We start from the raw sequence: 20306 nt of genomic DNA, 5'->3' as shown, positions 1-20306 counted from the left end.
CGTCTGCGGATCGGGGCGGTCAGTTCCCCTTAGCTGCCGGGGAGACGTCGAAGCGCTTGAGGAACTCCTGAACGGCGGCGTCGCTGCCGACGAGGACGAGTCGGTCGTCGGCGTGGAGTTCTCGTTGCGGATCGATCCGCGTGGTCAGGCCCGATTCGTCGTCGATCGCGATCACCCGACACCCCGTCTGCTCGGTGATGCCGGCGGTCGCGAGCGTCTCGCCCGCGAAGGGGGTCGCCGGGACGCGTATCACCCGGATCTGACTCGCAGGTTCGAGGACGTCCTCACCGCGGAGATCCCGAGCGACCATCCGCGCGCTGACCTGCGGCACTGCCAGCACGTAGTCCGCGCCGGCCCGGAACGCCTTCGAGACTGTCGCCATCTCGTTGGCCCGCACCAGTACCTCGATGTCGGGGTTGATCGCCTGTGCCTGAACCGTCGTCAGCAGCGCCTGTGAGTCGTCGGGGACACAGACGAGGAGCATCCCGGCGTCTTCGACTCCGGCCTCGCGGAGGACCTCGCGCTCACCGGCGTCCCCGATGATATCGGCCCCGGTCGATTCGTTGCGGTCGATGGTGACCGTCTCGATCCCTTCCTCGTCGAGCACTCGCTCGGCCGCGCTCCCGACTTCACCCGTGCCCGCAAGAACGACCCTGTCCGGTCGGCCGAATGGGTCGGCCGAGCGGGTAAATTCGCTCAGTTCTTCGAGCGCCTCGTGTTCGCCAGCGACCAGCAAGACGGTGTTCTCTTGGATGACCGAATCGGGGTCGGGCGGCATCTGGAGTTCGCCGTCGATCCAGGCCCCGACGACGTTCGCCCCGGTCCGTTCTCGGATTCCGGACTCGCGGATCCGGACCCCATCCAGCGAGCTCCCGCGTTCGACGGAGACTTCAGTCAGTTCGATGTCCTCGCCGAGTTCGACGGCGTCGCCCAGTTCCGTATCGAACGAGGCGACGACCTTCTCTGCCAGCCGATGGCCCAGGACGCTGTGCGGCGAGAGGACGCTGTCGGCTCCCGTCTCGTAGAGGACGTCTTCGAGACTGCTGTCGTCGGTGAGCGCGATGACGTCGATGTCCGGTCTGACCGAGCGAATCGTCAGAATCGTGTCGACGTTGGCCTCGCCCGCGTCGGTGATGACCGCCCGGGCGCTGTCGATGCTGGCTCGTCGGTACGCCTCGGCGTCCTGTGGCGAGCCGTCGATCGCCGCGTAGCCGTCGTCGGAGAGTCGTCTGGCCTCGTCTTCGTCCGAGGAGATGAGGACGTACTCGATCCCGAGTTCTTCGAGTTCTTCGAGCAGGACCTCCGAGTCCCGGCGGTACTCACAGACGACGACGTGGTCGCGTTTCGGGGTGAGGCGGTTGTCGAGGTTGACGTCCGCGCTGGAGAACAGCGGGATGATGATCAGCCGCAGCGTGAAGAAACCGATCCCGATCCCGGAGATCTGCACCCCAGCGACGTAGAGGAACATCAGGGGATGGTTCCAGTAGCCCGAATCCTGGCCGTAGCCCGTCGTCGTCATCGTCTGGACGACGAACTCGAAGGAGGCGAAGATCGACTGATCGACGCCTTCGATCCGCGCCATCGCCAGGTTGTACACGCCCGTGTAGGTGAGCACGAGCACGGTCAGTCCGACGAGGTAGTAGACGACGAGTCGGTCCCGGCGAGTGAGGTTCACGTCGCCGACCGATCCCGGGAGTGATACCATGTCGATTGCCAACGGCTTCAAGCCGGGTCGAAAAAAGCGTCCCGGTGCCCGTCGGTCGTCTTCTCGACGGTCAGCGTTGCTCCTGGGCGTTCTGCTTCTGGTGGCTGAGCCGCTCTGCCACGACCGACGGAACGGTCGTCTGACAGATACGACACTGCCACTGCGGGCGTTTCGTCCCGTCGAGCTTTCGCAGGTCTTTCTCGTTGTCCAGCCGTGCCCCGCACCCGTCGCAGGTGTAGGTCGTGCGGGTCATATTCCCGTCTAGCCCTGCCACCACCCTCGGTGTTTCGCTTCTCGACCTGCGTGAAAGTCTTTACTCACTACCGAAAAAATATATACCAGCACTCCGTATCCCCAGGTATGTCCCTCAGTAGCGAGGCACTGATGGCCTGTCCAGTGTGTGGAAGTAGCGACCGACAGACGACGGGGCGCGAGCGCGTCCCGGGCGGGACGGACTGGCGGTACTTCGAGTGTGCGCGGTGCGGTCACGAGTGGCGTTCGTAGTCGATTCTCCCGTTCCGGGATCGGACCGCACTTTTATAGCTGCGTGGTCGGAACCACCGCATACGAATGTCAACTGGACGCATCAAAGGCAAGGTCGCGATCGTCGGGACGGGCGACGTCGGTGCGACGACGGCGTTCGCACTGATGAACAGCGGCACCGTCTCCGAGATCGCACTCATCGACATCGACCGCGAAAAGGCAGAGGGTGAGGCGATGGACCTCTCTCACGGGGTCGGCTTCGTCAAGCCCGTCGACGTCTACGTCGGCGACTGGGAGGACTGCTGGGACGCCGACGTGGTCGTCATCACCGCGGGCGCGAGCCAGAAGCCCGGCGAGACCCGACTGGAACTTCTGGAACGCAACGTCGAGATCTTCAAGGACATGGTCCCGAAGATCACCGAGCGGATCGCGCCCGAAACCGTGTTGCTCGTCGTCACGAACCCGGTCGACATCCTCTCGTACGTGACCTGGAAGGTCTCGGATCTGCCCTACGAGCGCGTCATCGGCTCTGGGACGACGCTGGACACCGCCCGCTTCAAGCAGGTGCTGGGCGAGCACTGTGACGTCGCCACGAAGAACGTCCACGCCTACGTCATCGGCGAGCACGGCGACAGCGAGGTCCCGCTGTGGAGCACGGCCCACCTCGCGGGGATCCCCTTCGACGAGTACTGTGAACTCACGGCTCGCTCTCACGACGACGAACTCAAAACCGACATCGCCGAGCAGGTCCGCGGGGCGGCCTACGAGATCATCGAGAAGAAGGGCGCGACCTACTACGCTATCGGGATGGCGACGACGGACATCATCGACGCGCTGATCCGCGACGAGGACACTATCATGACCGTCTCGACGCTGATGCAGGGCCAGCACGACCTCGAAGACCTCTACATCAGCCTGCCCTGTGTCGTGAACCGTCGCGGCGTCCGGAACGTCCTCGAACTCAACCTCGCCGACGACGAACGCGAGCAGCTCACCACCTCCGCCGAGACGCTTCGCGACAAGATCGAACAGCTCGGCCTCTGATAGTGATTACTGCAGCGATTAACCACTACGACCGCCCGACTTCGGGCGGTCGATGTGGAACAGACCGACAGTAATCACTATGGGACGGCGCGCAGTCCCCGGTTTCAGTTTTGCCGAACGCCCTCGACGCGATACTCCATGTTGACCTCGTGGGTGTTCATGTCGTCGGCGACGGCTTTGGCCTCCGCCCGGGTGTCGAAGGGGCCCTTGACCTGCTCGCCGTTGATCGTCACGTAGTAGACCTTCGCCATACACCCCACGAGCGCCCCGCGGTATTTGTGTGTTTCTCAGACGTGAACCCACCCCGAGGTCAAGTGGTTCGAGAGGCTTCGTCTCTCGTCATCACGGAAGACTCTGTCTTCCGAACGACCTCGGGGCTTCCTGCTTCCACGACGCGCTTTGCAGGAACCGAGATGGTTCCCGTAGGGAGCGCAGTCTGCACAGGCGTTAACGAATCGCTCTGCGATTCGTTCTCACACCAGAAATCTTCGGTTTCTGGGGACGTTGATTCGGAGCGTCCCGCCCCTATCTGTTTACGACCGCGAGAAAGGATGTTCTTCGCCGCGTTCAGGTCCCTGTCCTCGGTGTGACCGCACGCCGGACAGGAATGTTCTCGAATCCAGAGTGGTTTTGACGTTTCCACACCGCACTCCGAACACTCTTTGGTTGTTCCTGCTGGTTCGACTCGAACGACGTGAGTACCATACAGGTCGCCCTTATACTCCAAGAGGTCCAGAAACCGCGACCATGCCGCGTCCTGCTTGTTCTTGGCGTTCTGGCTGGTTTCCAGCATCGGCTTTACGTCCAAATCTTCGACAGCTACCAAGTCGTACTCTTGAACCAGCCACGTCGTGAGTTTGTGCTGGTAGTCCAGCACTTTCCGCTTGATTTGGCGCTTCGCCGTGGCGACTCTCTGCCGTTGTTTCTCCCAGTTGTTCGACCCGTGTTCTTTCCGGTCGAGTTTCCGCTGTTCGCGCCCGTAGCGGTCGTACTCGTCGGACAGGTCGAGCATATCCACCGCCGTATCGTCGCTGGTGTGGATGTACGAGAGAATCCCGAGGTCCACGCCCACGCAGTCGGCAGGGTCGAGCGTATCTGGACTGGGCTTCTCGGGAAGGTCGTCGTCGGCCTGTTCCGTGACCAGAGAGACGAACCAATCGCCGGTTCGTTCTTTCTTCAACACGACGCGCTTGATTTGCTCGGTCGCGGGAAGCTCTCGGTGCGCTCGAATCGGGATGTGACCGATTTTTGAGAGTCGAACAGTGGCGTACCCGTCTTGGCCCGTGGTGTGATTCACGTTGAAGCCTTCGGACTGATACGCGACTGACCGACGTTCGCCGCTTCCCTGCCACTTCAACCGGCCTGCCTTGTGGCCGTTTTCCCGCCGACCCTTCTGCGTCTCGACGTTCTTGTGTATCTCTGAAACGGTCTGCTGGGCGGCGTGTGCCGAGACGTCCGAAAAGAGCGGCCACCGCTGTTTCCAGTCGGTGAGTTTGCGGTGCTGGTCGTAGGCGGTTGGCCGGTTTCCGTAGTCGTGTGAGTAGTAGTCGCGGATGGCGTGGTTCCGTATCTGCCGGTGGATTTCGATGTGTCGCCACGCTTCGCTGGCGGTTTCCTCGTCGGGATACGCGCGACAGCGAAGCGTTATGTCCATCTGTGTTAGTCCAGCCGTTCGACAGTGAGTTTGATACGGTCGCCCGGTTCGATACCAAGCGGTTCGCGCACATCTTCGGGAATCGTGACCTGTCCTCGGTCACGGACAGTCGGGTAACATTCCATCTCAGTCTGACCCATACATATCTGTTCTGATTCACTCGGAGTAAGTGTTTCGATACCGTGGGCCTGTGGGCCGGGAGAGACAACCCGGCGGCTGGTCGGCCACTGTCGGCTTCACCCTCGGGGTCAAATAGTTCGAGACGCGACGCGTCTCGTCATCACGGAAATCTACGATTTCCGAACAACCCCGAGGCACTCGCCTTGTTTATCTGTAGATGTGGCCTTCGACGGGGTCGAACGCGCCCTCGGGACTGAACTCGTTGCGGCTGGCCCGCCAGGCCGCGAGCGCCGTCAGCAGACTGTCGATAGCGTCGCCGCCGACGTCGTCGAGCAGGTACTCCTCGATTCCGTGCATCGACAGCGGCGTCATCTGCAGGCCTTCGACGATGGTCTTGCGGCGATCTCGCGAGCGGTCGGTGTCGTCTTTGTACCCGCGAGTCGGCAGTCCGATGTCCCGCAGTGTCGCCGCGGGGTGGGTCTCACAGACCGGCGTCGCTGGACCGTCATGAAGGGGTTTGATCGCGACGGCGTCCTCGCCGACCAGCGGCTGGAGCACTTCACGAATCCCGTAGTAGGTCTGGGCGGCGCGAATCCAGTGATAGGGTGAGAGCGCCCCGCGGTCCGCGTCGGTCTCCCGCCGGAGGTACTGCTGGTCGCCGCCAGTCACCTCGCTCGCACGGGCGACGCACCTCGACCGGAACGTCTCGGGATCGTCGATCCCGGCGATCAGCGACACGACGTCGGTCCACGACTCACGATCGTGGACCGCCGCTGGCAATCCGAACGGGACGTCTAACCCGACGACGTCGGCCCGCTCGATCGCCGCACGAACGCCGCGGAGGCACGCCGCCCGGGAGTCGGCGTCGAACTGCGCCGCTGCCGGGACGGACGATTTCACGTGCAGCGCGCCGTCGCGCTCGATGCAGACGGTCAACCATATTTTCTGGCCAGCGTCGCGTGCACCGCTGAAGTCGACCCCGAGGATCTGCTCCACACCCCGCCGTACGCACCACCCGCACTTTTAGCCCTATGGAAGGCTTGTCGACATATTCGCCTCCTCGGTGGGCCTCACACGGTGGCGAAAGCCGTTTCCCGACCCCGACACTAGGCGCTGGTATGCCACCCACGAAGGAGATCAAGTGTACTGACGAGGACTGCTTTCTGGACATGTTCGAGAATCACTATACCTACGACGTCCCCGAAGAGCACGGCGTCACCGACCTCCAGTGTCCGGTCTGTGGCGGGACGGACTGTCTCGAGGAGATCGAGCTGTAGGGTTCTGTCGCCTGCCGTGGGGCACAACCCCTAAGACGCTACCACACGAAAGGCGCGTATGACCTCGCTACGCGACGTCGGGAAGTCCCTCAGTAACGTCGTACTGGAGAACGTCGGCCGGGCGATGAGCCGGGCCCAGGAGCGGACGCCGCTGCCGGTCGACCTGCTGGAGAGCGACGACGCCTATCTGGCGGTCTTCGACGCCCCCGGCGCGACCAGCAGCGACGTGCAGGTCCGCTTCACCGATCGGACGGTCGAGGTTCGCGTCGACCGCTTCCGGGAGTTCTACGAGGACTTCGAGATGCTCGTTCCCGGCCGCGGACTGTCGCTTGACGGTTCGGTCACGCTGCCGGAAGGCGCGTCCGTCGATCCCGACGCAGCCACGGCGACGCTGCACGACAACGGCTCGCTCCACGTCGAGATTCCGAAAGTCGAGGCCGAAGACGCCGACGAGGCGAGCGACGAAGAGGTCGATATCGAGACTGACGACGACGCGAGCGACGACTCCTGAGATCGGTTGCGGATCGGATTCGCGGGATGCGACTGTGGTTTTGCTGCATCACCCGATCGGTTCTGGGTTTCGAAGGCGCTGGTGAAGAGAGAGCGCGTCTGCAGCACGTCGTACACCGCGACCCGGAGCACTACACTCCGAGACGGATCGGAAGTTAACACATATATCTGACAACCCTGTATTCGTACTGTATATGCAATTCTGTGGCGAGTGTGGGTCGATGATGCATACGGAAGGCGACACGTGGGTGTGTCGCTCCTGTGAGAACGAGGAGCCGCGGAACTCGCAAGCAGAAGCGGCGATGGCGACCCGGGATGGACAGCGGGACGACGGGGCACCCGACGTGGCCGACGCGACCACGGACTCCACCGAGACGATGCAGGAGCCCTGTCCGGCGGGCGACTGCGACAGCGACCGGGCCTACTACGAGATGCTGCCGAAGCCGGGCGGCTCCTACGAGGTTCGGTTGTTCACCTGCGTCGAGTGCGGCCACAAGTGGCGCGAGTCCTGATAGTGCTGACTCTACGTTCCGACAGACATTCGCCACCCCGGAGTAGCGGATCCGTTCGATTTGGTACAGTCAGCAGTACGATGCCGCAGCTCAGGAACCACAGCTCGGTGAGCGGCCGGTTCAACGTCTCCGACACGAAAGCAAAGACACAACCGTGCTGTGTTGAATCGCTCCGTCTCGCAACCCAGCGCACCCTACACCCTTCCGAAACCCATCACCCCCCTACACGTCGAGCAGCATCGACCGTGGAACCGACGGCAGCAGGACGCCGACGTGCAGCGACAGCCCCAGCGCGAAGGGGATTCCGTTCCAGAGCGGCGCGCTGAAGCGCCGGAGGACGTGGACGCTGGAACTCCGCTCGACCAGCGGCCAGAGTGGTCTGACCGGCTGGCCGGCGGTCGACGTCGAGAGCGAGTCGACGACCACGTGCCCCGCCCCGCCGACGAGGAGTGCGCTGGCTGCGAAGCCGAACAACCCGAGTGGGACCGCTCGCCGGAGGTCGTCCCGTAGTTCGACCCGGAGTAACCGGGGTGCGACTCGGGCGAACACCGTCCCACCGACGATGGCGACGATGGTGGCGAAGAGCACGGTGTGGGTCGGGCCGTGGTGGCGGACCCACGGGAGGTAGAGGTCGATATCCGGGACGATCACGGCCCCGAGCACGACGGCGACGAAGGTGAACGCAACCTCTTCTCTCCAGTACACCCACGCCGGGACGGTACACAGCAGCCCGACCGCGAGGTGACCGAGGACATCAACCATGGGTCGATCACTCCGTTGCGCTGAGTGTCTAGATCGCACCGTGAATGGACATAAAAAGTGGCGCCTACGTATCTTCACCGCGGGCGCTCAGTCCGTCGATCACGAATCGTCGAGGCTCACCCCTTCGACCGGCTCGAACTGCTCGTCTCCCGCAAAGCGCGTCGGTTCGAAGCCTGGGATTCCATCGCCACCGAGCACCTGCGTTGCGAGACGCTCAGCGACCGCTGGCGCGCGCATCAGTCCGTGGCCGTGCCACCCCGTCGCCACGAACAGTCCCGCCTCGACAGGGCCGACCAGCGGGTCCCGATCCGGCGTGGCGGTACAGAGTCCGCTCCAGGCCCGCTCGACCGACGCCTCGACGCCGAGTGCGGTGTCGAGGTGCTCGCGACCCGACTCGACGAACGCCGCGTCGGCCTCGCCGTGATCGTCGTCGGGGCCGACGTCGATGTCGACGCCATCGCCCAGCAGGATTCCAGATCCGCGGGGTCGCAAGTAGTAGTGGTTTGTCGCGTCGAAGACGGTCGGGACGTCGATATCGAGTCGGGTCACGAGTGCCTGCGCCCTGTAGCACTCGAGTGCGAGGTCGACGCCGACCTCGGCGACGATCTGTTTCGTGGACGGGCCGGCGGCGACCACGACGGCGTCGAAGCGTTCGCTCGTGCCGCCGGCGCGGACCGTCCGTGGGTCCGCAAGCGTCGCTTCCGTTCCTGTCTGGACGGTCGCACCCGCCTCGCGCGCCCGCTCGGCCATCGTCTCGGTGAACGATTCGGGGTCGAGCACGCCGGCGTTTCTCGCGACCGCGGCCCGCTCGACGTCGTCGGTCACGAGGGCTGGGAACTCCCACCCGAGCGTCGCGCCATCGACGAGGTCGACGTCGACGCCCCGGCCCTGCATCCGCTCGGCCAGTGACTCGATCGCGCTGGCCTGTTCGCGGTCGCCCTCGCGAGCCAGCAGGACGTAGGGCACGGGTCGAAAGGAGTCGGCGAACTCGCGAAAGCGCTCGATGGCTCGCCCGGCGATGGCGATATCACGGCGCTCGGTGTAGGCGTCGTAGCAGATCCCGGCCGCGCGGCCGCTGGCTCCCGATGCGACCGACTCGCGCTCGAACAGGGTCACGTCCACGTCCCGCGTCGCGAGATCGCCGGCTAGCGTCGTCCCGATCGCGCCGCCGCCGATCACAGCGACTCGGTCGATTGCAGGCATCGCTACGAGGGAAGATCCGCGTCTGCGTCGACGACGCGGTCGGGTTCGGGCGGCAGTTTCCAGTCAGTCGCCAGTTCGAGAAACTGCACGAGCATCTCGGCGGTCGCGCCCCAGACGGTGTAGCCCTCGACGTGGAAAAAGTGCAGTCGGATCCGCCCGTAGCGGGGGTGGTCGCGCTGCTCGCTCTCGTAGTTCTCGGGGTCGATCAGCGCCGACAGCGGGAGCACGGTGATCTCGGCGACTTCGGCGTCACAGGGCGTGTACTCGCGATCCGGGATCGACGCGACGAACGGGCGGACGGCGTAGTCGGTGATCGTCTCGAAGTCGTCCAGCCGGCCGTGCATCTCGACCTCTTCGGGTCGGAGACCGATCTCCTCGTTGGCCTCCCGGAGTGCCGTTGCGGTCCGGTCTGGGTCTTCGGGTTCGCGGCCGCCGCCGGGGAAACTCATCTGTCCGGGGTGGTCGCTGAGGTGGTCGGCGCGCTTGGTAAACAGAATGTGGGGACCGCTCGCACGGTCGACGATCGGGACCAGTACCGACGCCTCCCGTGCGTCGCCGTCGACGACCGCGGGGTCGTGGGCGCGGATCGGTCCCAGATCCATACCCTGACTGAGCGGCTGTGTGGTAATAACTTGCCCGCTAGACGGACACCGTCCGCGACGTAACGTGCTACTCCAGGGCCTCGTCCAGCCGGGTTCTGGTCCCGCTGAGTTCGACCGGGGCCCACACGTCCAGTTCGTAGCTGACGTCCAGCAGGTCCGCGATCCGCTCGCGGTCGCGCGCGGCGATGGCGTCGGCGGCGTCGTCCCGGAAGCGTCGCTCGGCGGCCTCGGCCAGCCGTTCTCTGGGCACTGTTCGCTCCTCGACGTCGAGGATGTGCGGGAGATCCTGTGCCCCCTCCGGGAGCGTCGGGAACGCGACCGGGCCTGGGACGAGCACCTCCGAACCCTCGTCCGCGATGGCGAGGAGGTGATAGCTCTCGACGGCGTCGTCGATGGCGTCGTCGAAGCTCTCGGGCTCGCGGTCGTCGCCCTCTTTGAACGCGAGTTCGACGCAGGCCTGCCGGAGTGCCGGGCGGTCGAGCGCGCCGAAGAGGTCGACGGTCCCCGCGAGTTCGTCCGGCGTGAACATCATACGAAAGCGAGCGGCGGCCTCCGGCTTCAGGCTGTCGGCTGCCGTGGCTGTGTTTAAGCGTCGTCGGACCCCAGTGACTGACGATGAACCGGCGGACGTACCTGGCCGCGGCGGGCGCAGCGGCTGCGGCGCTCGCTGGCTGCAGTACCAACGATAGCGGGCCGACATCGTCTCGAACGCCGACCCGCGGCGACGAAGCCACGCACTCGCGAACGTTGACGGTGGGCGAGACCACGCCCATCCACGCCGACTACGAGACGACGACCGTCCGGGCCGTCTCGGCGGCCGGGGAGTCACTCGGGTCAGTGACGGCCGCCATCGCAGACACGCGATCGCTTCGCGGCACCGGGCTGAGCGACACCGAGCGGCTCCCGCCGGATCGCGGCATGCTGTTCGTCTACGGGACTGTCAGTGATCACGTCTACGTCATGCGCCGGATGGACTTCGGGATCGACATCGTCTACGCCGACAGCGACCGCCGGATCACCGCGATTTACCACGCCCCAGAGCCGGGCCCCGGAGAGGACGGCAACGACCAGCGCTATCCCGGCCGCGGCCAGTACGTTCTCGAAGTACCCTACGAGTGGACGACAGAACACGGGGTCAGCGAGGGCGATTCGCTGGAATTCGCACTCCCGGCGTAGCTGGTCAGCGCCGCGCGTGCTCGGCTAATCCTTCGCGTGAGCACTCTCTGACTGTCTCGGGCGAGATCGGTGCCTCGGCCCACGCCGGCAGCCGAGTGTCCGCGCTGGGAGGAGTGATCGTCGCGGCGTAGGCCTCGACCTGGTCGTGCTCGCTGGCACGGTCGTACTCCAGCTCGTTGAACGCGGCGTCGGCGGCGTACTGCTCGATCAGTCGCTCGGCCCACTCCCGGTAGCGATCCGGCAGCGTCTCGAAGTCCGGGTCGACCCCCGACTCCTCGAGCACCCAGCACAGCGCCCGGACGACCGACCGACTCATGTCGCTCAACCCCTCGGGACCGCTGACCGAGCGATGGTCGTGTTCGTGCTGGCCCAGGTCGACTTGCGCGGTTCCCTCGAAGCCCGCCAGCCGGAAGGCCGCGCCGAGCGTTCCAACTTCGAGCCCCCACGACCGCGGGACCCGGACCTTCCGCACGAGGTCGCTGGTCATCGCGAACTCGCCAGCGAGGGAGTACCGGAACGCACTCAGATAGTCCACGATCGGATCGTCGTGGGCCTCGTCCAGCGCGCGGAGCAGCGGGACGTACAGCAGGCGGTTCAGCCGCCCGTACAGCCGCCCGTTCTCGACGCGAGCGTAGTACCCCTTCGAGAACGTGAAACCGTGGTCGAGTGGAAAGAGCAGCCGCGGGACGTGCGTTTCGGCGTAGCTGCTGGCGTCGGCGTCGTGGACGACGACGAACTCCGTGTCGCTGGCGGCCACGCCCAGCGCCAGCCAGACGTCTCGGCCTTTGCCACGTTTCCCCTCGAGGCCGGCCGCAGCGAGTTTCTCGACCAGCGGCGGCGCGTCACACCACAGGACCTCGATCGGCAGGTCGAAGCCGTCGAGCCACGCCCGGACCTCTCGGACTTGCTCGGGGTCGGCCCGTAGCGCCACGAGCACCTGTGCGGGAGCGACCGATTCGAGGGTGGCAAAGACTCGCTCGGCCGCGAGACTCGCGTGGTCGCGCTCGGTCATCGGGACGACGACCGTCGCCCGGTCGGTCGGGGCGTCGGGGGCGGCCCCGCCGAAGTCGTGGAGCGTGGTGATCCGCTCCTGGACGTACTCCATCGTGCGGAACTCAGGACGGCAGGAAAATAAGGACACGGACTACGGGTGGGGTGCAACCCGAGTCACGCCCGCGCGCCAGCGGGCAACCGCCCGGCCAGATGCGCAGCGACTAGCCCGACGAGGACGACCGCCAGCCCGGCGGCGAAGCCGCGATAGACCAGCGTAAAACTGAGGCCCGAATCGGTGAGCAGTCCCACCGACCAGCTTCCGGTCGCCTGGATGAGCATCATCGTCCCGCTGTAGACGGCGTAGGCGCTGGCGCGGTGGCGGTCGGGCAGCGACCCGAGCAGGTAGGTGTCCATCGCCGGGAACAGGCTGTGAACCACGTAGCCCAGCACCAGACAGACGCCCACAACCCATCCCGTCCCGAACGGGAGCGTCAGCGCGAGCACGCACAGCGAGAAGCCAGCCAGGATCGACAGCAAGAGAGGGACGATCGCCACCCGATCTGCGAGCCAGCCCGTGACCGCGAACGCGGGGATCCCGGCGGCGAACACGCCAGTCAGCAGGAGTCGGGCGTCCCCGCCGGAAAAGCCGCGGGTCCGGAGGTAGCTATCGAGGAAGTTGAACACGCCCTGCCAGACGAAGCCGCTGGCGCTGATGATGAGCACGCCTGCGAGGACGATCCGCCACTGGTGGCGGACGGCCGCCAGTAGATCACGGTCCTCGCCGCCGGCCTCGGGGAGCGTGCTCCGGCGGGTGACGAGGACGAACACCCCAGTCGAGAGCAGCGCAGCGGCCCCGATGGCGTGGAAGGTGGTTCGCCAGTCGCCGACCACCAGGGCGGCCGAGACCAGCAGTGAGGCCACGGCCGCGCCGATCTGACTGGACATGCCGTGGATCCCGAGCGCACTCCCGACGCGCTCGGGAAAGAGTTCGCTCACCAGCGGGTTGGCGGCGATGAAGTACGCGCCGCTGGCCAGCCCCATCGCGAGCGCGCCGACCATCACCAGCGCGACGCTGTCGGCCGCGGCGATGAACACCGAGGCCGCCGTCAGGACGAGGCCGGTCGCGCCGACGACGTAGTGGCGAGGGACTCGGGTCAGCAGATAGCCCGTCGGGATCCGCGGGAGGGCGCTGCCGACCCACGCCAGCGTCACCGTCAGTCCGATGGTCGCGTTGGAGGTGCCGAACGCGCTCTGCAGCGGCTCGACCAGCGGCGCGAAGACGACCCGGGCGAGATTGACCAGGAACACCAGCGTACACAGCGACCCGAACAGTCGGCGACGAGACACGAGCGCGCTTGGAACGGGAGGGTGTCAAGGCTTGCGCCTCTCCGGCCGTGCTGTCCGCCGACTGTCGTCTCTTGCCCCGGCCTTTTTGGCAATTGCTCGCATACCCCTCGATATGGAATCTGTCAGGAAGGGGCTGCGCTCGGGCGACCTCGAGAAAGACACCTACGAGCGACTCTCCTGTGTCGAGTGCGGCGAGGTCCTGAAGTCCCAGAACGACCCCGACGAGATCGGCACTGTTCGGCTGTGTCCGGAGTGTGGTCGCGAGTGGAAAGAGGTTGGCTAGCGAGGATCTGTTTTACTCGAAAATAGCGTCGAACGCACCCGCCCCGAGTGGCTCGAATGTCCCGGCAGCGACGTTCTCGTCGACGTGTTCGGACGATCCCATCCCCACGAGCGCGCAGGTCACGCCCGGCGCGCTCCGGGCGAAGTTGATCGCGCGCTGGGCGCGGGTCTCGCCCGATAACTCGGCCTCGACACGATCCGGCATTTCACTGGTGAGTCTGCCCTGCATGAGACTCGCCGAGGTGAAGACGTGCAGGTCGGCCTCGTGGGCGACTTCGAGGACACTCTTCGGCCCCGCGTCGGTGTCGTGGGATGGGGTCGTGAACGCGTCGGCCATGTAGACGTTGAACGGCAACTGGATCGCTTCGAAGTGTGACTCCTCGTTGCCGACCGTCGCGGCCGCCTGCTCGGCTCGCGTGAGAATTTCGGGCAGCGAGAGATAACTATCGTCGCCCTCGGGAACTCGAAACGCCTCCCACGTCGCCAGGCCGTAGGCCCCCAGATCGCCGTCGTTCGCGCGGCGTTCGAGCACCTCGAAGGTGGCTTCGAGCTGGTCGTAGACCGCTTCACGAGAGCGCACCTCCAACTGTGTCTCGGGGTTGTGGACGTAGTACAGATCCACGCTGTCGAGGCCGAGGTTGTCCAGCGAGCGGTCGACCATCGCGTCGATGTAGTCGGGCGCGATGCAGTGCTGGCCCATCGCGAGGTCGTCACGGTCGACGAGCCCGGAGTCGACGAACTTCTCGTGGAGGTAGCGCCCGGGATCGTCGGGCTGTGAGCCGTCGAAGGGCAGAAACCCGCCCTTGGTCGCGACGAACACCTCGTCGCGCTGACTCTCGCTGTCCGCGATGGCCGCGCCGACGACGCGCTCGCTGCGCTGACAGCGGTAGTTGATCGCCGTGTCGATGACGTTCACGCCCGATTCGAGGGCCGTCACGATGGCCTCGTGATACTGCTCGTCGGCTTCGTCTGTGGGGTCGCCCAGATAGGTGCCGACGCCGATACTCGACAGCGCGAAGTCGCCGAACGGTCGGAAGTAGGTGCGGGCGAAGTCCTCGTGAAAGCGGTCGCGATAGGCCCAGGTTCCCTCGTAGGTCGCCATACTCCTCGTTGGCGCGCGGAGGGGAAAAGGACGTGTTATCGAGTCGAGATTCGGTTACATCGCGCCGGCGACGCCGCCGCCGATGGCCGCGCCGCAGTGGTCGCAGGCGACTATGTAGAATCGCTTCGAGGCGCCGAAAATCTTCGTCTCCGATTCCATGTCGACGAACGCGACGTCTTCGGGGGCCTGGAAGGTCGCGTCACATTCAGGGCAGTGTGCCATATGCGGTGGTGTGGTCGGTGGATTGAAATGTTTTTGGTCAGGTCGCGCCGCCGCCGGCGTTGGACTTCGCGCCGGCGACGCCGCTGCCGATGACCGCGCCGCAGTGGGCACACTCCATCGTGTAGTAGCGCTTCGAGGCCGAGATGAATCCCAGCGAAGAGTCAGTGTCGACGAACACGACGTCCTCGGGGGTCTGGAAGGTCGCGTCACATTCAGGGCAGTGGACCATACTGTCGTTCCGGCGGGGTGACACAAAATCCTTACTGCAACTCGCCGGTCATCGCCTCGAACAGCCGCTCGGTGAACTCCTCGAAGGAGACGCCGTCGCCGGGCCCGATCCCCTCCATGTGATCCACCGAGAGCTGACCGCCACCCATCCGGGCGTGACCGCCCGCTTCGGCCATCGGAATTCCCTCGGTCGCGGCCTTCAGCGCCTTGCCCATGTGGACCCGGTCGTCACGCGACCGGCCCGAGAGATGGATCGTCCCGTCGCAGGTACCGGTGACGACGATCGCCGTCACTCCCTCCAGACGGAGCAGTTCGTCGGCAGCCTGCGGGATCGCGTCGACGTTGCCGACCTCACCGACGTCGCTGACGGCGAAGGGATTGCGTACCTCGCGGTTGGTGATCGCCCGGGCTTTGACTTCCAGGACTTCGGCGTCGACCTCGGGGTTTGCGACCCGGTCGAGGACGTCCTCGTCGATCCCGCCGTAGAGGTACGCCGCGGCCTGAAACTCCGCGCGCGAGCACCCGTTCGTCAGGTGGTTGGTGTCCGACTGGATTCCGTAGAGCATCCCCGTCGCCAGGATCGGCGTCAGCTTCCGCTCGTCGTGGCTGGGCTCCCAGCCGAGGTCGTCGAAGTACTCGCTGAAAATCGTCGCACACGCGCCGTAGTCGTCGCGGACGTCGGTGAACGACTCGCCTTCTCCCTCGCCCGGGTGGTGATCGACGACGGCGATCGGATCGATCCCGTCGGCGCCGGGGAATCCTCTGGCCTCGTTGTGATCGACCAGGACGACTGCCCCATCGGCGAGGTCGCCCGCGGTCTCGATCTGTTCGAAGTTCTGGTCGAGCACAGTTTGAAACGCGCGGTTCTCCTGGTGGCGGATCTGCCCCGGATACTGGATGGTCGTCGTCACGCCGGCGTCTTCGGCCAGCGCCGAGGCGGCCATCGCCGAGGCCATCGCGTCGGGGTCCGGATTCGGGTGCATCAACACCGTGACCGCGTCGTGGGCACCCAGTAGCCGCTGGAAGCGCTCGCCGGCCGACCGGCGCAGTCGACTGAGTCCCCACACGCCCACGCCAGCCAGGAGGGCGACTGCGAGGAGGGCGGCCGCGACGACAAGGGGCTGCTCGCCGACGAATCCCCCGATAGCGTCGATCTGAACGACGACGCTACCGGCGGCCCGAACTGACATACGCTGTAGGTGATTCCCGGATCACAAAGAAGGTTCCCCTGTGCAGGCGCAGCCGATCAAACTCCGTTTTGACCAAACAGAAACTTCTTACCTCGCGTCGCCGCTAGTAGGTGTCATGACCCGTGCGGTCGAGGTGAGCGTCGTCCTCCCGGCGTACAACGAGGAGGACACCATCGAGCGAACTGTCGATATCACGCTCGAGACGCTCGCCACCTTTCTCCCCGCAGGCTCGTTCGAGGTGATCGTCGCCGAGGACGGCTGTGACGACCGCACACCCGAGATCGCGAGCCGGATGGCCGAGGCGGACGACCGCGTCCGCCACGTCCACAGCGACGAGCGCCTCGGCCGCGGCGGCGCGCTCGAATACGCCTTCCACCAGGCCCGCGGCGAGACGCTGGTCTACTTCGACACGGATCTCGCCACCGATATGCGACATCTCGAAGAACTCGTCGAGAGCGTCCGCACCGAGGGGTACGACGTCGCGACGGGGTCGCGCCTGCTCCCCGGCGAGGCCGCCGATCGGCCGGCCAAACGCGACATCCCGAGCAAGGGGTTCAACACGCTCGTCCGACTCTTCCTGCGCTCGGACCTCCAGGATCACCAGTGTGGCTTCAAGGCCTTCGACCGCGACGCGCTACTCTCCCTCCTCGACGATGTCGAGGACGACCACTGGTTCTGGGACACCGAGGTGCTCGTGCGCGCCCAGCGGGCGGGCTACGACGTCAGGGAGTTCCCCGTCGAGTGGGCGCCCAAGGGCGACTCGAAAGTCGATCTCGTCCGGGACGTCTTCGGGATGGGCAGCCAGATCGTCCGCACCTGGTGGCAGGTGGCGGTCAGCCCGCGGATCGACCGCCGGGTGAGCATCGCCGCCGGCACCCTGCTGGTGTTCGTCGCCCTCCTGCTCATGACGACCTACCTCGATCCGGGCGAGGTCTGGGGCTACATGCAGGACGCGGATCTCGCGCTGGTCGCGCTCGCCGCAGTCGTCTACGTCACCTCCTGGCCGCTTCGCGGACTTCGCTACCGGGACATCCTCTCGAAACTCGGGTATCGCTCCGACCCTGCGTTCCTGACGGGTGCGATATTCATCAGTCAGACCGGCAACCTCGTCTTCCCGGCACGGCTCGGCGACGCCGTTCGCGCGTACGTGGTGAAAGCACGTCGGTCAGTCCCCTATCCATCGGGCTTCGCGTCGCTGGCGATCGAACGCGTCTTCGATCTGCTGACGATCGCGTTTCTCGCGGGCGCTGTCGTCGTCGGCATGGCAATCACGATGTCACCGGCGGAGATTCAGTCGGCGATCGGTGGTGCGGAACTGGCTGGCGGCCAGGAAGCCGCCGGGCAGACGGCGATGCTGGTCGCGGCGGGCGTCGGCGTCGCCGCCGGGCAGACGGCGATGCTGGTCGCGGCGGGCGTCGGCGTCGCCGCCGTGCTCGCGACGGTCGTGATCGTCCTCAGCGCGCGTAGCGAGCGCAACTACGTCCGGGCGACCGTCTCCCGGCTGAGTTCGGACGCCTACGCCGACTACGTGGCGGGCGTGATCGAACGCTTCACCGGCGACGTGCAGACGGTGGCCAGCGACCGCCGGGCGTTCGCGCTGGTCGGGGCGACGAGCCTGCTGATCTGGACTATCGACGTCCTCACTGCGGTCGTCGTGCTCGCCGCCTTCGGCGTCGAACTCACGCCGTTCCTGCTCGGTGTGGCCTTCTTCGCGGTCAGCGTCGGCAACCTCGCGAAGGTGCTGCCGCTCACGCCTGCAGGTCTCGGGCTGTACGAGGGCGCGTTCGCGATCATCGTCGTCGGGCTGACGCCGCTCGGTGGCGCGCTGGCGATCAGCGTCGCCATCGTCGACCACGCCGTCAAGAACCTCGTGACGCTGGCCGGCGGCCTCGTTTCGATGGCCTGGCTCAACGTTTCGCTCACTACTGCGGTAGAAGAGAGCCGCGACGCCAGTGAGGTCGAGGCCGCCGCCGGGCAGGACTAGTACTGTTCGGTGAGAAACGGACCGAGCGCACCCGCCACAGCGTGGACCAGCGACGACTCCCGATCGACGATTCGATCAGTCAGCACGCCGGCTGCGCCCTGCTCGGTCGCAACACCGCTGGTGTCGAGCACGTCGTCGAGTACGGGGCCGAGTTCCTCGCCCGCGCGGATTCGGTCGGCGATCGACTCGGGGAGTCTGATGGAGGGACCGCCACCGCGTTCGAGTCGTTCTCCGTCGGTGACGCTCGCCCACATGATCAGGAAGTGCCCGTCCACCGCCTCGACGGTCGCGACGCCGCCTTCGATGCCGACGCCCAGGTCGGCCTCGACCGTCGCCAGCGCACGCCGCGCCCGGTTGTCCGCGCCCGCGATCGTCTCCGCCCGACCCCGGGGTTGCTCGGCGACGCCCGACTCGACGGCGAGAGCCTGCACGCTCGCTGCCCTGCCGGCGAGCGCGCGCTCGACTGCCCGCTCCTTCACCGGATTCGTGCTCCCGACTGCGACCTCCATACTCCGTCTCATAGTGATTACTGTGGCGATTTACCGCTACGACCGTCCGGAGTCGGGCGGTCGCTGTGGAACAGACCGACAGTAACCACTATCAGCCCCCGGCTCTATAATTAGGCTCCTATTTCAATAGCATGTTACCCGACACCAAACATCACGATAACGGCCGAGAGCACCACTACAGCTGTAGATACCGAAACTGATTTATAGGGTTGCGACTAACCGATTGGTCAGCCAACGAGCGTCCGGGTTTTTCCAGGGAATTCCTGCCCGGATAGCGTCCGCCCTCGGAGCCACCACCATGAGCGAAACAACACGAACCCGAGCACGAAACGTAGAAGAGGAGACAGACGAACAGAACGACCTCAGCTGTCCGGAGTGCAGCGGCCGGCTGATCACCGACGACGCGCGCGGCGAGACGGTCTGTGACGACTGCGGACTGGTCGTCGACGCCGACGAGATCGACCGCGGCCCCGAATGGCGTGCGTTCGATTCGAAGGAGAAAGACGAGAAAAGCCGCGTCGGTGCACCCACCACGAACATGATGCACGACAAGGGACTCAGTACGAACATCGACTGGCGTGACAAGGACGCCTACGGCAACTCCCTGTCGTCGAACCAGCGCGAGAAGATGCAGCGCCTGCGCAAGTGGAACGAGCGTTTCCGCACGCGCGACAGCAAAGAGCGCAACCTCAAGCAGGCACTGGGGGAGATCGACCGCATGGCCTCGGCGCTCGGGCTGCCCGAGAACGTCCGCGAGACGGCCTCGGTCATCTACCGTCGCGCGCTCGACGAGGACCTCTTGCCGGGTCGCTCGATCGAGGGCGTCTCGACTTCCGCCGTCTATGCCGCCGCGCGCCAGGCCGGCGTTCCCCGGTCGCTGGACGAGATTACCGAGGTCTCCCGCGTCGAAAAAGACGAGATCGCCCGCACCTACCGCTACGTCGTCCGCGAACTCGGGCTGGAAGTCAAGCCGGCCGATCCCGAGAGCTACGTCCCGCGCTTCGCGAGTGATCTCGAACTGAGCGAGGAGGCCGAGCACCGCGCTCGCGAACTGCTGACCAACGCCAAAGAGAAGGGCGTCCACTCGGGGAAATCCCCGGTCGGTCTCGCAGCCGCGGCGGTCTACGCCGCCTCGCTGCTCACCAACGAGAAGACCACGCAGGCCGCCGTCTCGGAGGTCGCCGACATCTCCGAGGTCACCATCCGCAATCGCTATCACGAACTGCTCGAAGCCGAGCAGGGCATCGCGATGGCCTGACCCCGCTGTTTTTCCGCCTGTCACAGCGATTCATAGTGCTTACTGTAGCGATTTACCGGTATGACCGCACGAAGGTGTGTGGCCAATCCGGAACAGACCTACAGTAATCACTATCAGTCACACACTTTTGCCAGTCGGTCCCC

26 protein-coding genes are annotated in these 20306 nt (G+C 65.6%); 9 read left to right on the top strand and 17 right to left on the bottom strand.

Annotation, left to right across the window (positions count from 1 at the left end; all coding sequences use genetic code 11):
* Positions 1-19: 19 nt before the first annotated feature.
* Positions 20-1705, bottom strand: coding sequence for a potassium channel family protein (locus DV733_RS06085; RefSeq protein WP_049995596.1), 1686 nt, complete (start codon positions 1703-1705; stop codon positions 20-22).
* Positions 1706-1775: 70 nt separating this feature from the next.
* Positions 1776-1958, bottom strand: coding sequence for a hypothetical protein (locus DV733_RS06080; RefSeq protein WP_049995597.1), 183 nt, complete (start codon positions 1956-1958; stop codon positions 1776-1778).
* A gap of 107 nt (positions 1959-2065) precedes the next feature.
* On the opposite strand from DV733_RS06080, the gene DV733_RS17295 reads away from it, so the two are divergent.
* Together DV733_RS17295 and DV733_RS06075 are read left to right on the top strand one after the other, a co-directional pair.
* A complete protein-coding gene (locus DV733_RS17295) occupies positions 2066-2209 on the top strand; it encodes a hypothetical protein (RefSeq protein ID WP_170178694.1) in 144 nt (47 codons plus the stop codon).
* A gap of 66 nt (positions 2210-2275) precedes the next feature.
* A complete protein-coding gene (locus tag DV733_RS06075) occupies positions 2276-3232 on the top strand; it encodes an L-lactate dehydrogenase (RefSeq protein WP_049995598.1) in 957 nt (318 codons plus the stop codon).
* 104 nt (positions 3233-3336) lie between these two features.
* On the opposite strand, the gene DV733_RS17290 is transcribed toward DV733_RS06075, so the two are convergent.
* The 4 genes from DV733_RS17290 to DV733_RS06060 form a co-directional block, all read right to left on the bottom strand.
* Complete coding sequence (locus DV733_RS17290) at positions 3337-3483, bottom strand: hypothetical protein (RefSeq protein WP_170178693.1); 147 nt, start codon at positions 3481-3483, stop codon at positions 3337-3339.
* Positions 3484-3542: 59 nt separating this feature from the next.
* Positions 3543-4886, bottom strand: coding sequence for an RNA-guided endonuclease InsQ/TnpB family protein (locus DV733_RS06070; RefSeq protein WP_049995599.1), 1344 nt, complete (start codon positions 4884-4886; stop codon positions 3543-3545).
* Positions 4887-4891: 5 nt separating this feature from the next.
* Positions 4892-5026, bottom strand: a complete 135-nt coding sequence (locus tag DV733_RS06065; RefSeq protein ID WP_004059453.1) for an AbrB/MazE/SpoVT family DNA-binding domain-containing protein — start codon at positions 5024-5026, stop codon at positions 4892-4894.
* Between the two features lie 187 nt (positions 5027-5213).
* Entirely contained in the window at positions 5214-6002 is a 789-nt protein-coding gene (locus DV733_RS06060; RefSeq protein ID WP_049995600.1) for a DUF429 domain-containing protein, read from the bottom strand.
* A 122-nt stretch (positions 6003-6124) separates the two neighbouring features.
* Between DV733_RS06060 and DV733_RS17285 the strand changes: the two genes are divergently transcribed.
* From DV733_RS17285 to DV733_RS06050, 3 genes are all read left to right on the top strand, one after another.
* A complete protein-coding gene (locus tag DV733_RS17285) occupies positions 6125-6283 on the top strand; it encodes a DUF7559 family protein (protein ID WP_170178692.1) in 159 nt (52 codons plus the stop codon).
* A gap of 58 nt (positions 6284-6341) precedes the next feature.
* Positions 6342-6794 carry an Hsp20/alpha crystallin family protein gene (locus DV733_RS06055; RefSeq protein WP_049995601.1) on the top strand — a complete coding sequence of 151 codons (453 nt, stop codon included), beginning with the start codon at positions 6342-6344 and terminating at the stop codon, positions 6792-6794.
* Between the two features lie 193 nt (positions 6795-6987).
* Positions 6988-7305, top strand: coding sequence for an RPA12/RPB9/RPC11 RNA polymerase family protein (locus DV733_RS06050; RefSeq protein ID WP_049995602.1), 318 nt, complete (start codon positions 6988-6990; stop codon positions 7303-7305).
* A 222-nt stretch (positions 7306-7527) separates the two neighbouring features.
* Here the strand turns inward: DV733_RS06050 and DV733_RS06045 are convergent, their stop codons facing one another.
* From DV733_RS06045 to DV733_RS06030, 4 genes are all read right to left on the bottom strand, one after another.
* Positions 7528-8067, bottom strand: coding sequence for a metal-dependent hydrolase (locus DV733_RS06045; protein WP_049995603.1), 540 nt, complete (start codon positions 8065-8067; stop codon positions 7528-7530).
* Between the two features lie 99 nt (positions 8068-8166).
* Positions 8167-9270, bottom strand: coding sequence for an NAD(P)/FAD-dependent oxidoreductase (locus DV733_RS06040; protein ID WP_049995604.1), 1104 nt, complete (start codon positions 9268-9270; stop codon positions 8167-8169).
* A gap of 2 nt (positions 9271-9272) precedes the next feature.
* Positions 9273-9872 (bottom strand): NUDIX hydrolase, encoded by a 600-nt coding sequence (locus tag DV733_RS06035; protein ID WP_049995605.1) that lies wholly within the window; start codon positions 9870-9872, stop codon positions 9273-9275.
* A 67-nt stretch (positions 9873-9939) separates the two neighbouring features.
* On the bottom strand, positions 9940-10404 hold the full coding sequence (locus DV733_RS06030) for a DUF7109 family protein (RefSeq protein ID WP_049995606.1): 465 nt from the start codon (positions 10402-10404) through the stop codon (positions 9940-9942).
* 83 nt (positions 10405-10487) lie between these two features.
* Here DV733_RS06030 and DV733_RS06025 point away from each other — a divergent pair, with 83 nt between their 5' ends.
* Entirely contained in the window at positions 10488-11048 is a 561-nt protein-coding gene (locus DV733_RS06025) for a DUF192 domain-containing protein (protein ID WP_049995607.1), read from the top strand.
* A 4-nt stretch (positions 11049-11052) separates the two neighbouring features.
* On the opposite strand, the gene DV733_RS06020 is transcribed toward DV733_RS06025, so the two are convergent.
* Entirely contained in the window at positions 11053-12153 is a 1101-nt protein-coding gene (locus DV733_RS06020; protein ID WP_049995608.1) for a glycosyltransferase family protein, read from the bottom strand.
* Between the two features lie 62 nt (positions 12154-12215).
* Positions 12216-13388: an MFS transporter gene (locus DV733_RS06015; RefSeq protein ID WP_049995609.1), complete on the bottom strand. Its 1173-nt coding sequence runs from the start codon at positions 13386-13388 to the stop codon at positions 12216-12218.
* Between the two features lie 112 nt (positions 13389-13500).
* On the opposite strand from DV733_RS06015, the gene DV733_RS17280 reads away from it, so the two are divergent.
* Positions 13501-13671: an HVO_0758 family zinc finger protein gene (locus DV733_RS17280; protein ID WP_170178691.1), complete on the top strand. Its 171-nt coding sequence runs from the start codon at positions 13501-13503 to the stop codon at positions 13669-13671.
* A 12-nt stretch (positions 13672-13683) separates the two neighbouring features.
* On the opposite strand, the gene DV733_RS06010 is transcribed toward DV733_RS17280, so the two are convergent.
* Genes DV733_RS06010 through DV733_RS06000 form a run of 4 tightly spaced genes read right to left on the bottom strand, consistent with a single transcriptional unit; the run spans position 13684 to position 16412 of the window.
* Entirely contained in the window at positions 13684-14772 is a 1089-nt protein-coding gene (locus tag DV733_RS06010; RefSeq protein WP_049995610.1) for an aldo/keto reductase, read from the bottom strand.
* 54 nt (positions 14773-14826) lie between these two features.
* On the bottom strand, positions 14827-14994 hold the full coding sequence (locus DV733_RS17275; protein ID WP_170178690.1) for a hypothetical protein: 168 nt from the start codon (positions 14992-14994) through the stop codon (positions 14827-14829).
* A 37-nt stretch (positions 14995-15031) separates the two neighbouring features.
* Positions 15032-15223 (bottom strand): hypothetical protein, encoded by a 192-nt coding sequence (locus DV733_RS06005; protein ID WP_049995611.1) that lies wholly within the window; start codon positions 15221-15223, stop codon positions 15032-15034.
* A 31-nt stretch (positions 15224-15254) separates the two neighbouring features.
* Positions 15255-16412: a DHH family phosphoesterase gene (locus DV733_RS06000; protein WP_049995612.1), complete on the bottom strand. Its 1158-nt coding sequence runs from the start codon at positions 16410-16412 to the stop codon at positions 15255-15257.
* 115 nt (positions 16413-16527) lie between these two features.
* Between DV733_RS06000 and DV733_RS05995 the strand changes: the two genes are divergently transcribed.
* The gene (locus DV733_RS05995) at positions 16528-18396 is read left to right on the top strand and encodes a flippase-like domain-containing protein (RefSeq protein ID WP_136342293.1); all 1869 of its coding nucleotides are present in this window, start codon (positions 16528-16530) and stop codon (positions 18394-18396) included.
* On the opposite strand, the gene yjjX is transcribed toward DV733_RS05995, so the two are convergent.
* Positions 18393-18905 (bottom strand): inosine/xanthosine triphosphatase, encoded by a 513-nt coding sequence (gene yjjX, locus DV733_RS05990; protein ID WP_049995614.1) that lies wholly within the window; start codon positions 18903-18905, stop codon positions 18393-18395. The two genes, DV733_RS05995 and yjjX, sit on opposite strands and share 4 nt — an antisense overlap.
* Positions 18906-19203: 298 nt before the next feature.
* On the opposite strand from yjjX, the gene DV733_RS05985 reads away from it, so the two are divergent.
* Positions 19204-20163, top strand: a complete 960-nt coding sequence (locus DV733_RS05985; RefSeq protein ID WP_049995615.1) for a transcription initiation factor IIB — start codon at positions 19204-19206, stop codon at positions 20161-20163.
* Positions 20164-20306: the final 143 nt, after the last annotated feature.

Source organism: Halapricum salinum (genome assembly GCF_004799665.1).
Taxonomy (GTDB): Archaea; Halobacteriota; Halobacteria; order Halobacteriales; family Haloarculaceae; genus Halapricum; species Halapricum salinum.
The sequence above is the reverse complement of the archived record's forward strand: the minus strand, read 5'-3'. Positions and strand labels throughout refer to the sequence as shown.

Coding starts and splice junctions, on each gene's coding strand:
- DV733_RS17290 (WP_170178693.1), bottom strand. CDS start 3,483: ATGGCGAAGGTCTACTACGTGACGATCAACGGCGAGCAGGTCAAGGGC.
- DV733_RS17295 (WP_170178694.1), top strand. CDS start 2,066: ATGTCCCTCAGTAGCGAGGCACTGATGGCCTGTCCAGTGTGTGGAAGT.
- DV733_RS06035 (WP_049995605.1), bottom strand. CDS start 9,872: ATGGATCTGGGACCGATCCGCGCCCACGACCCCGCGGTCGTCGACGGC.
- DV733_RS06080 (WP_049995597.1), bottom strand. CDS start 1,958: ATGACCCGCACGACCTACACCTGCGACGGGTGCGGGGCACGGCTGGAC.
- DV733_RS06005 (WP_049995611.1), bottom strand. CDS start 15,223: ATGGTCCACTGCCCTGAATGTGACGCGACCTTCCAGACCCCCGAGGAC.
- DV733_RS06025 (WP_049995607.1), top strand. CDS start 10,488: ATGAACCGGCGGACGTACCTGGCCGCGGCGGGCGCAGCGGCTGCGGCG.
- DV733_RS06075 (WP_049995598.1), top strand. CDS start 2,276: ATGTCAACTGGACGCATCAAAGGCAAGGTCGCGATCGTCGGGACGGGC.
- DV733_RS06010 (WP_049995610.1), bottom strand. CDS start 14,772: ATGGCGACCTACGAGGGAACCTGGGCCTATCGCGACCGCTTTCACGAG.
- DV733_RS17280 (WP_170178691.1), top strand. CDS start 13,501: ATGGAATCTGTCAGGAAGGGGCTGCGCTCGGGCGACCTCGAGAAAGAC.
- DV733_RS05995 (WP_136342293.1), top strand. CDS start 16,528: ATGACCCGTGCGGTCGAGGTGAGCGTCGTCCTCCCGGCGTACAACGAG.
- DV733_RS17275 (WP_170178690.1), bottom strand. CDS start 14,994: ATGGCACACTGCCCTGAATGTGACGCGACCTTCCAGGCCCCCGAAGAC.
- DV733_RS06050 (WP_049995602.1), top strand. CDS start 6,988: ATGCAATTCTGTGGCGAGTGTGGGTCGATGATGCATACGGAAGGCGAC.
- DV733_RS06000 (WP_049995612.1), bottom strand. CDS start 16,412: ATGTCAGTTCGGGCCGCCGGTAGCGTCGTCGTTCAGATCGACGCTATC.
- DV733_RS06040 (WP_049995604.1), bottom strand. CDS start 9,270: ATGCCTGCAATCGACCGAGTCGCTGTGATCGGCGGCGGCGCGATCGGG.
- DV733_RS05985 (WP_049995615.1), top strand. CDS start 19,204: ATGAGCGAAACAACACGAACCCGAGCACGAAACGTAGAAGAGGAGACA.
- DV733_RS06020 (WP_049995608.1), bottom strand. CDS start 12,153: ATGGAGTACGTCCAGGAGCGGATCACCACGCTCCACGACTTCGGCGGG.
- DV733_RS06045 (WP_049995603.1), bottom strand. CDS start 8,067: ATGGTTGATGTCCTCGGTCACCTCGCGGTCGGGCTGCTGTGTACCGTC.
- DV733_RS06055 (WP_049995601.1), top strand. CDS start 6,342: ATGACCTCGCTACGCGACGTCGGGAAGTCCCTCAGTAACGTCGTACTG.
- DV733_RS06085 (WP_049995596.1), bottom strand. CDS start 1,705: ATGGTATCACTCCCGGGATCGGTCGGCGACGTGAACCTCACTCGCCGG.
- yjjX (WP_049995614.1), bottom strand. CDS start 18,905: ATGGAGGTCGCAGTCGGGAGCACGAATCCGGTGAAGGAGCGGGCAGTC.
- DV733_RS17285 (WP_170178692.1), top strand. CDS start 6,125: ATGCCACCCACGAAGGAGATCAAGTGTACTGACGAGGACTGCTTTCTG.
- DV733_RS06030 (WP_049995606.1), bottom strand. CDS start 10,404: ATGATGTTCACGCCGGACGAACTCGCGGGGACCGTCGACCTCTTCGGC.
- DV733_RS06070 (WP_049995599.1), bottom strand. CDS start 4,886: ATGGACATAACGCTTCGCTGTCGCGCGTATCCCGACGAGGAAACCGCC.
- DV733_RS06065 (WP_004059453.1), bottom strand. CDS start 5,026: ATGGGTCAGACTGAGATGGAATGTTACCCGACTGTCCGTGACCGAGGA.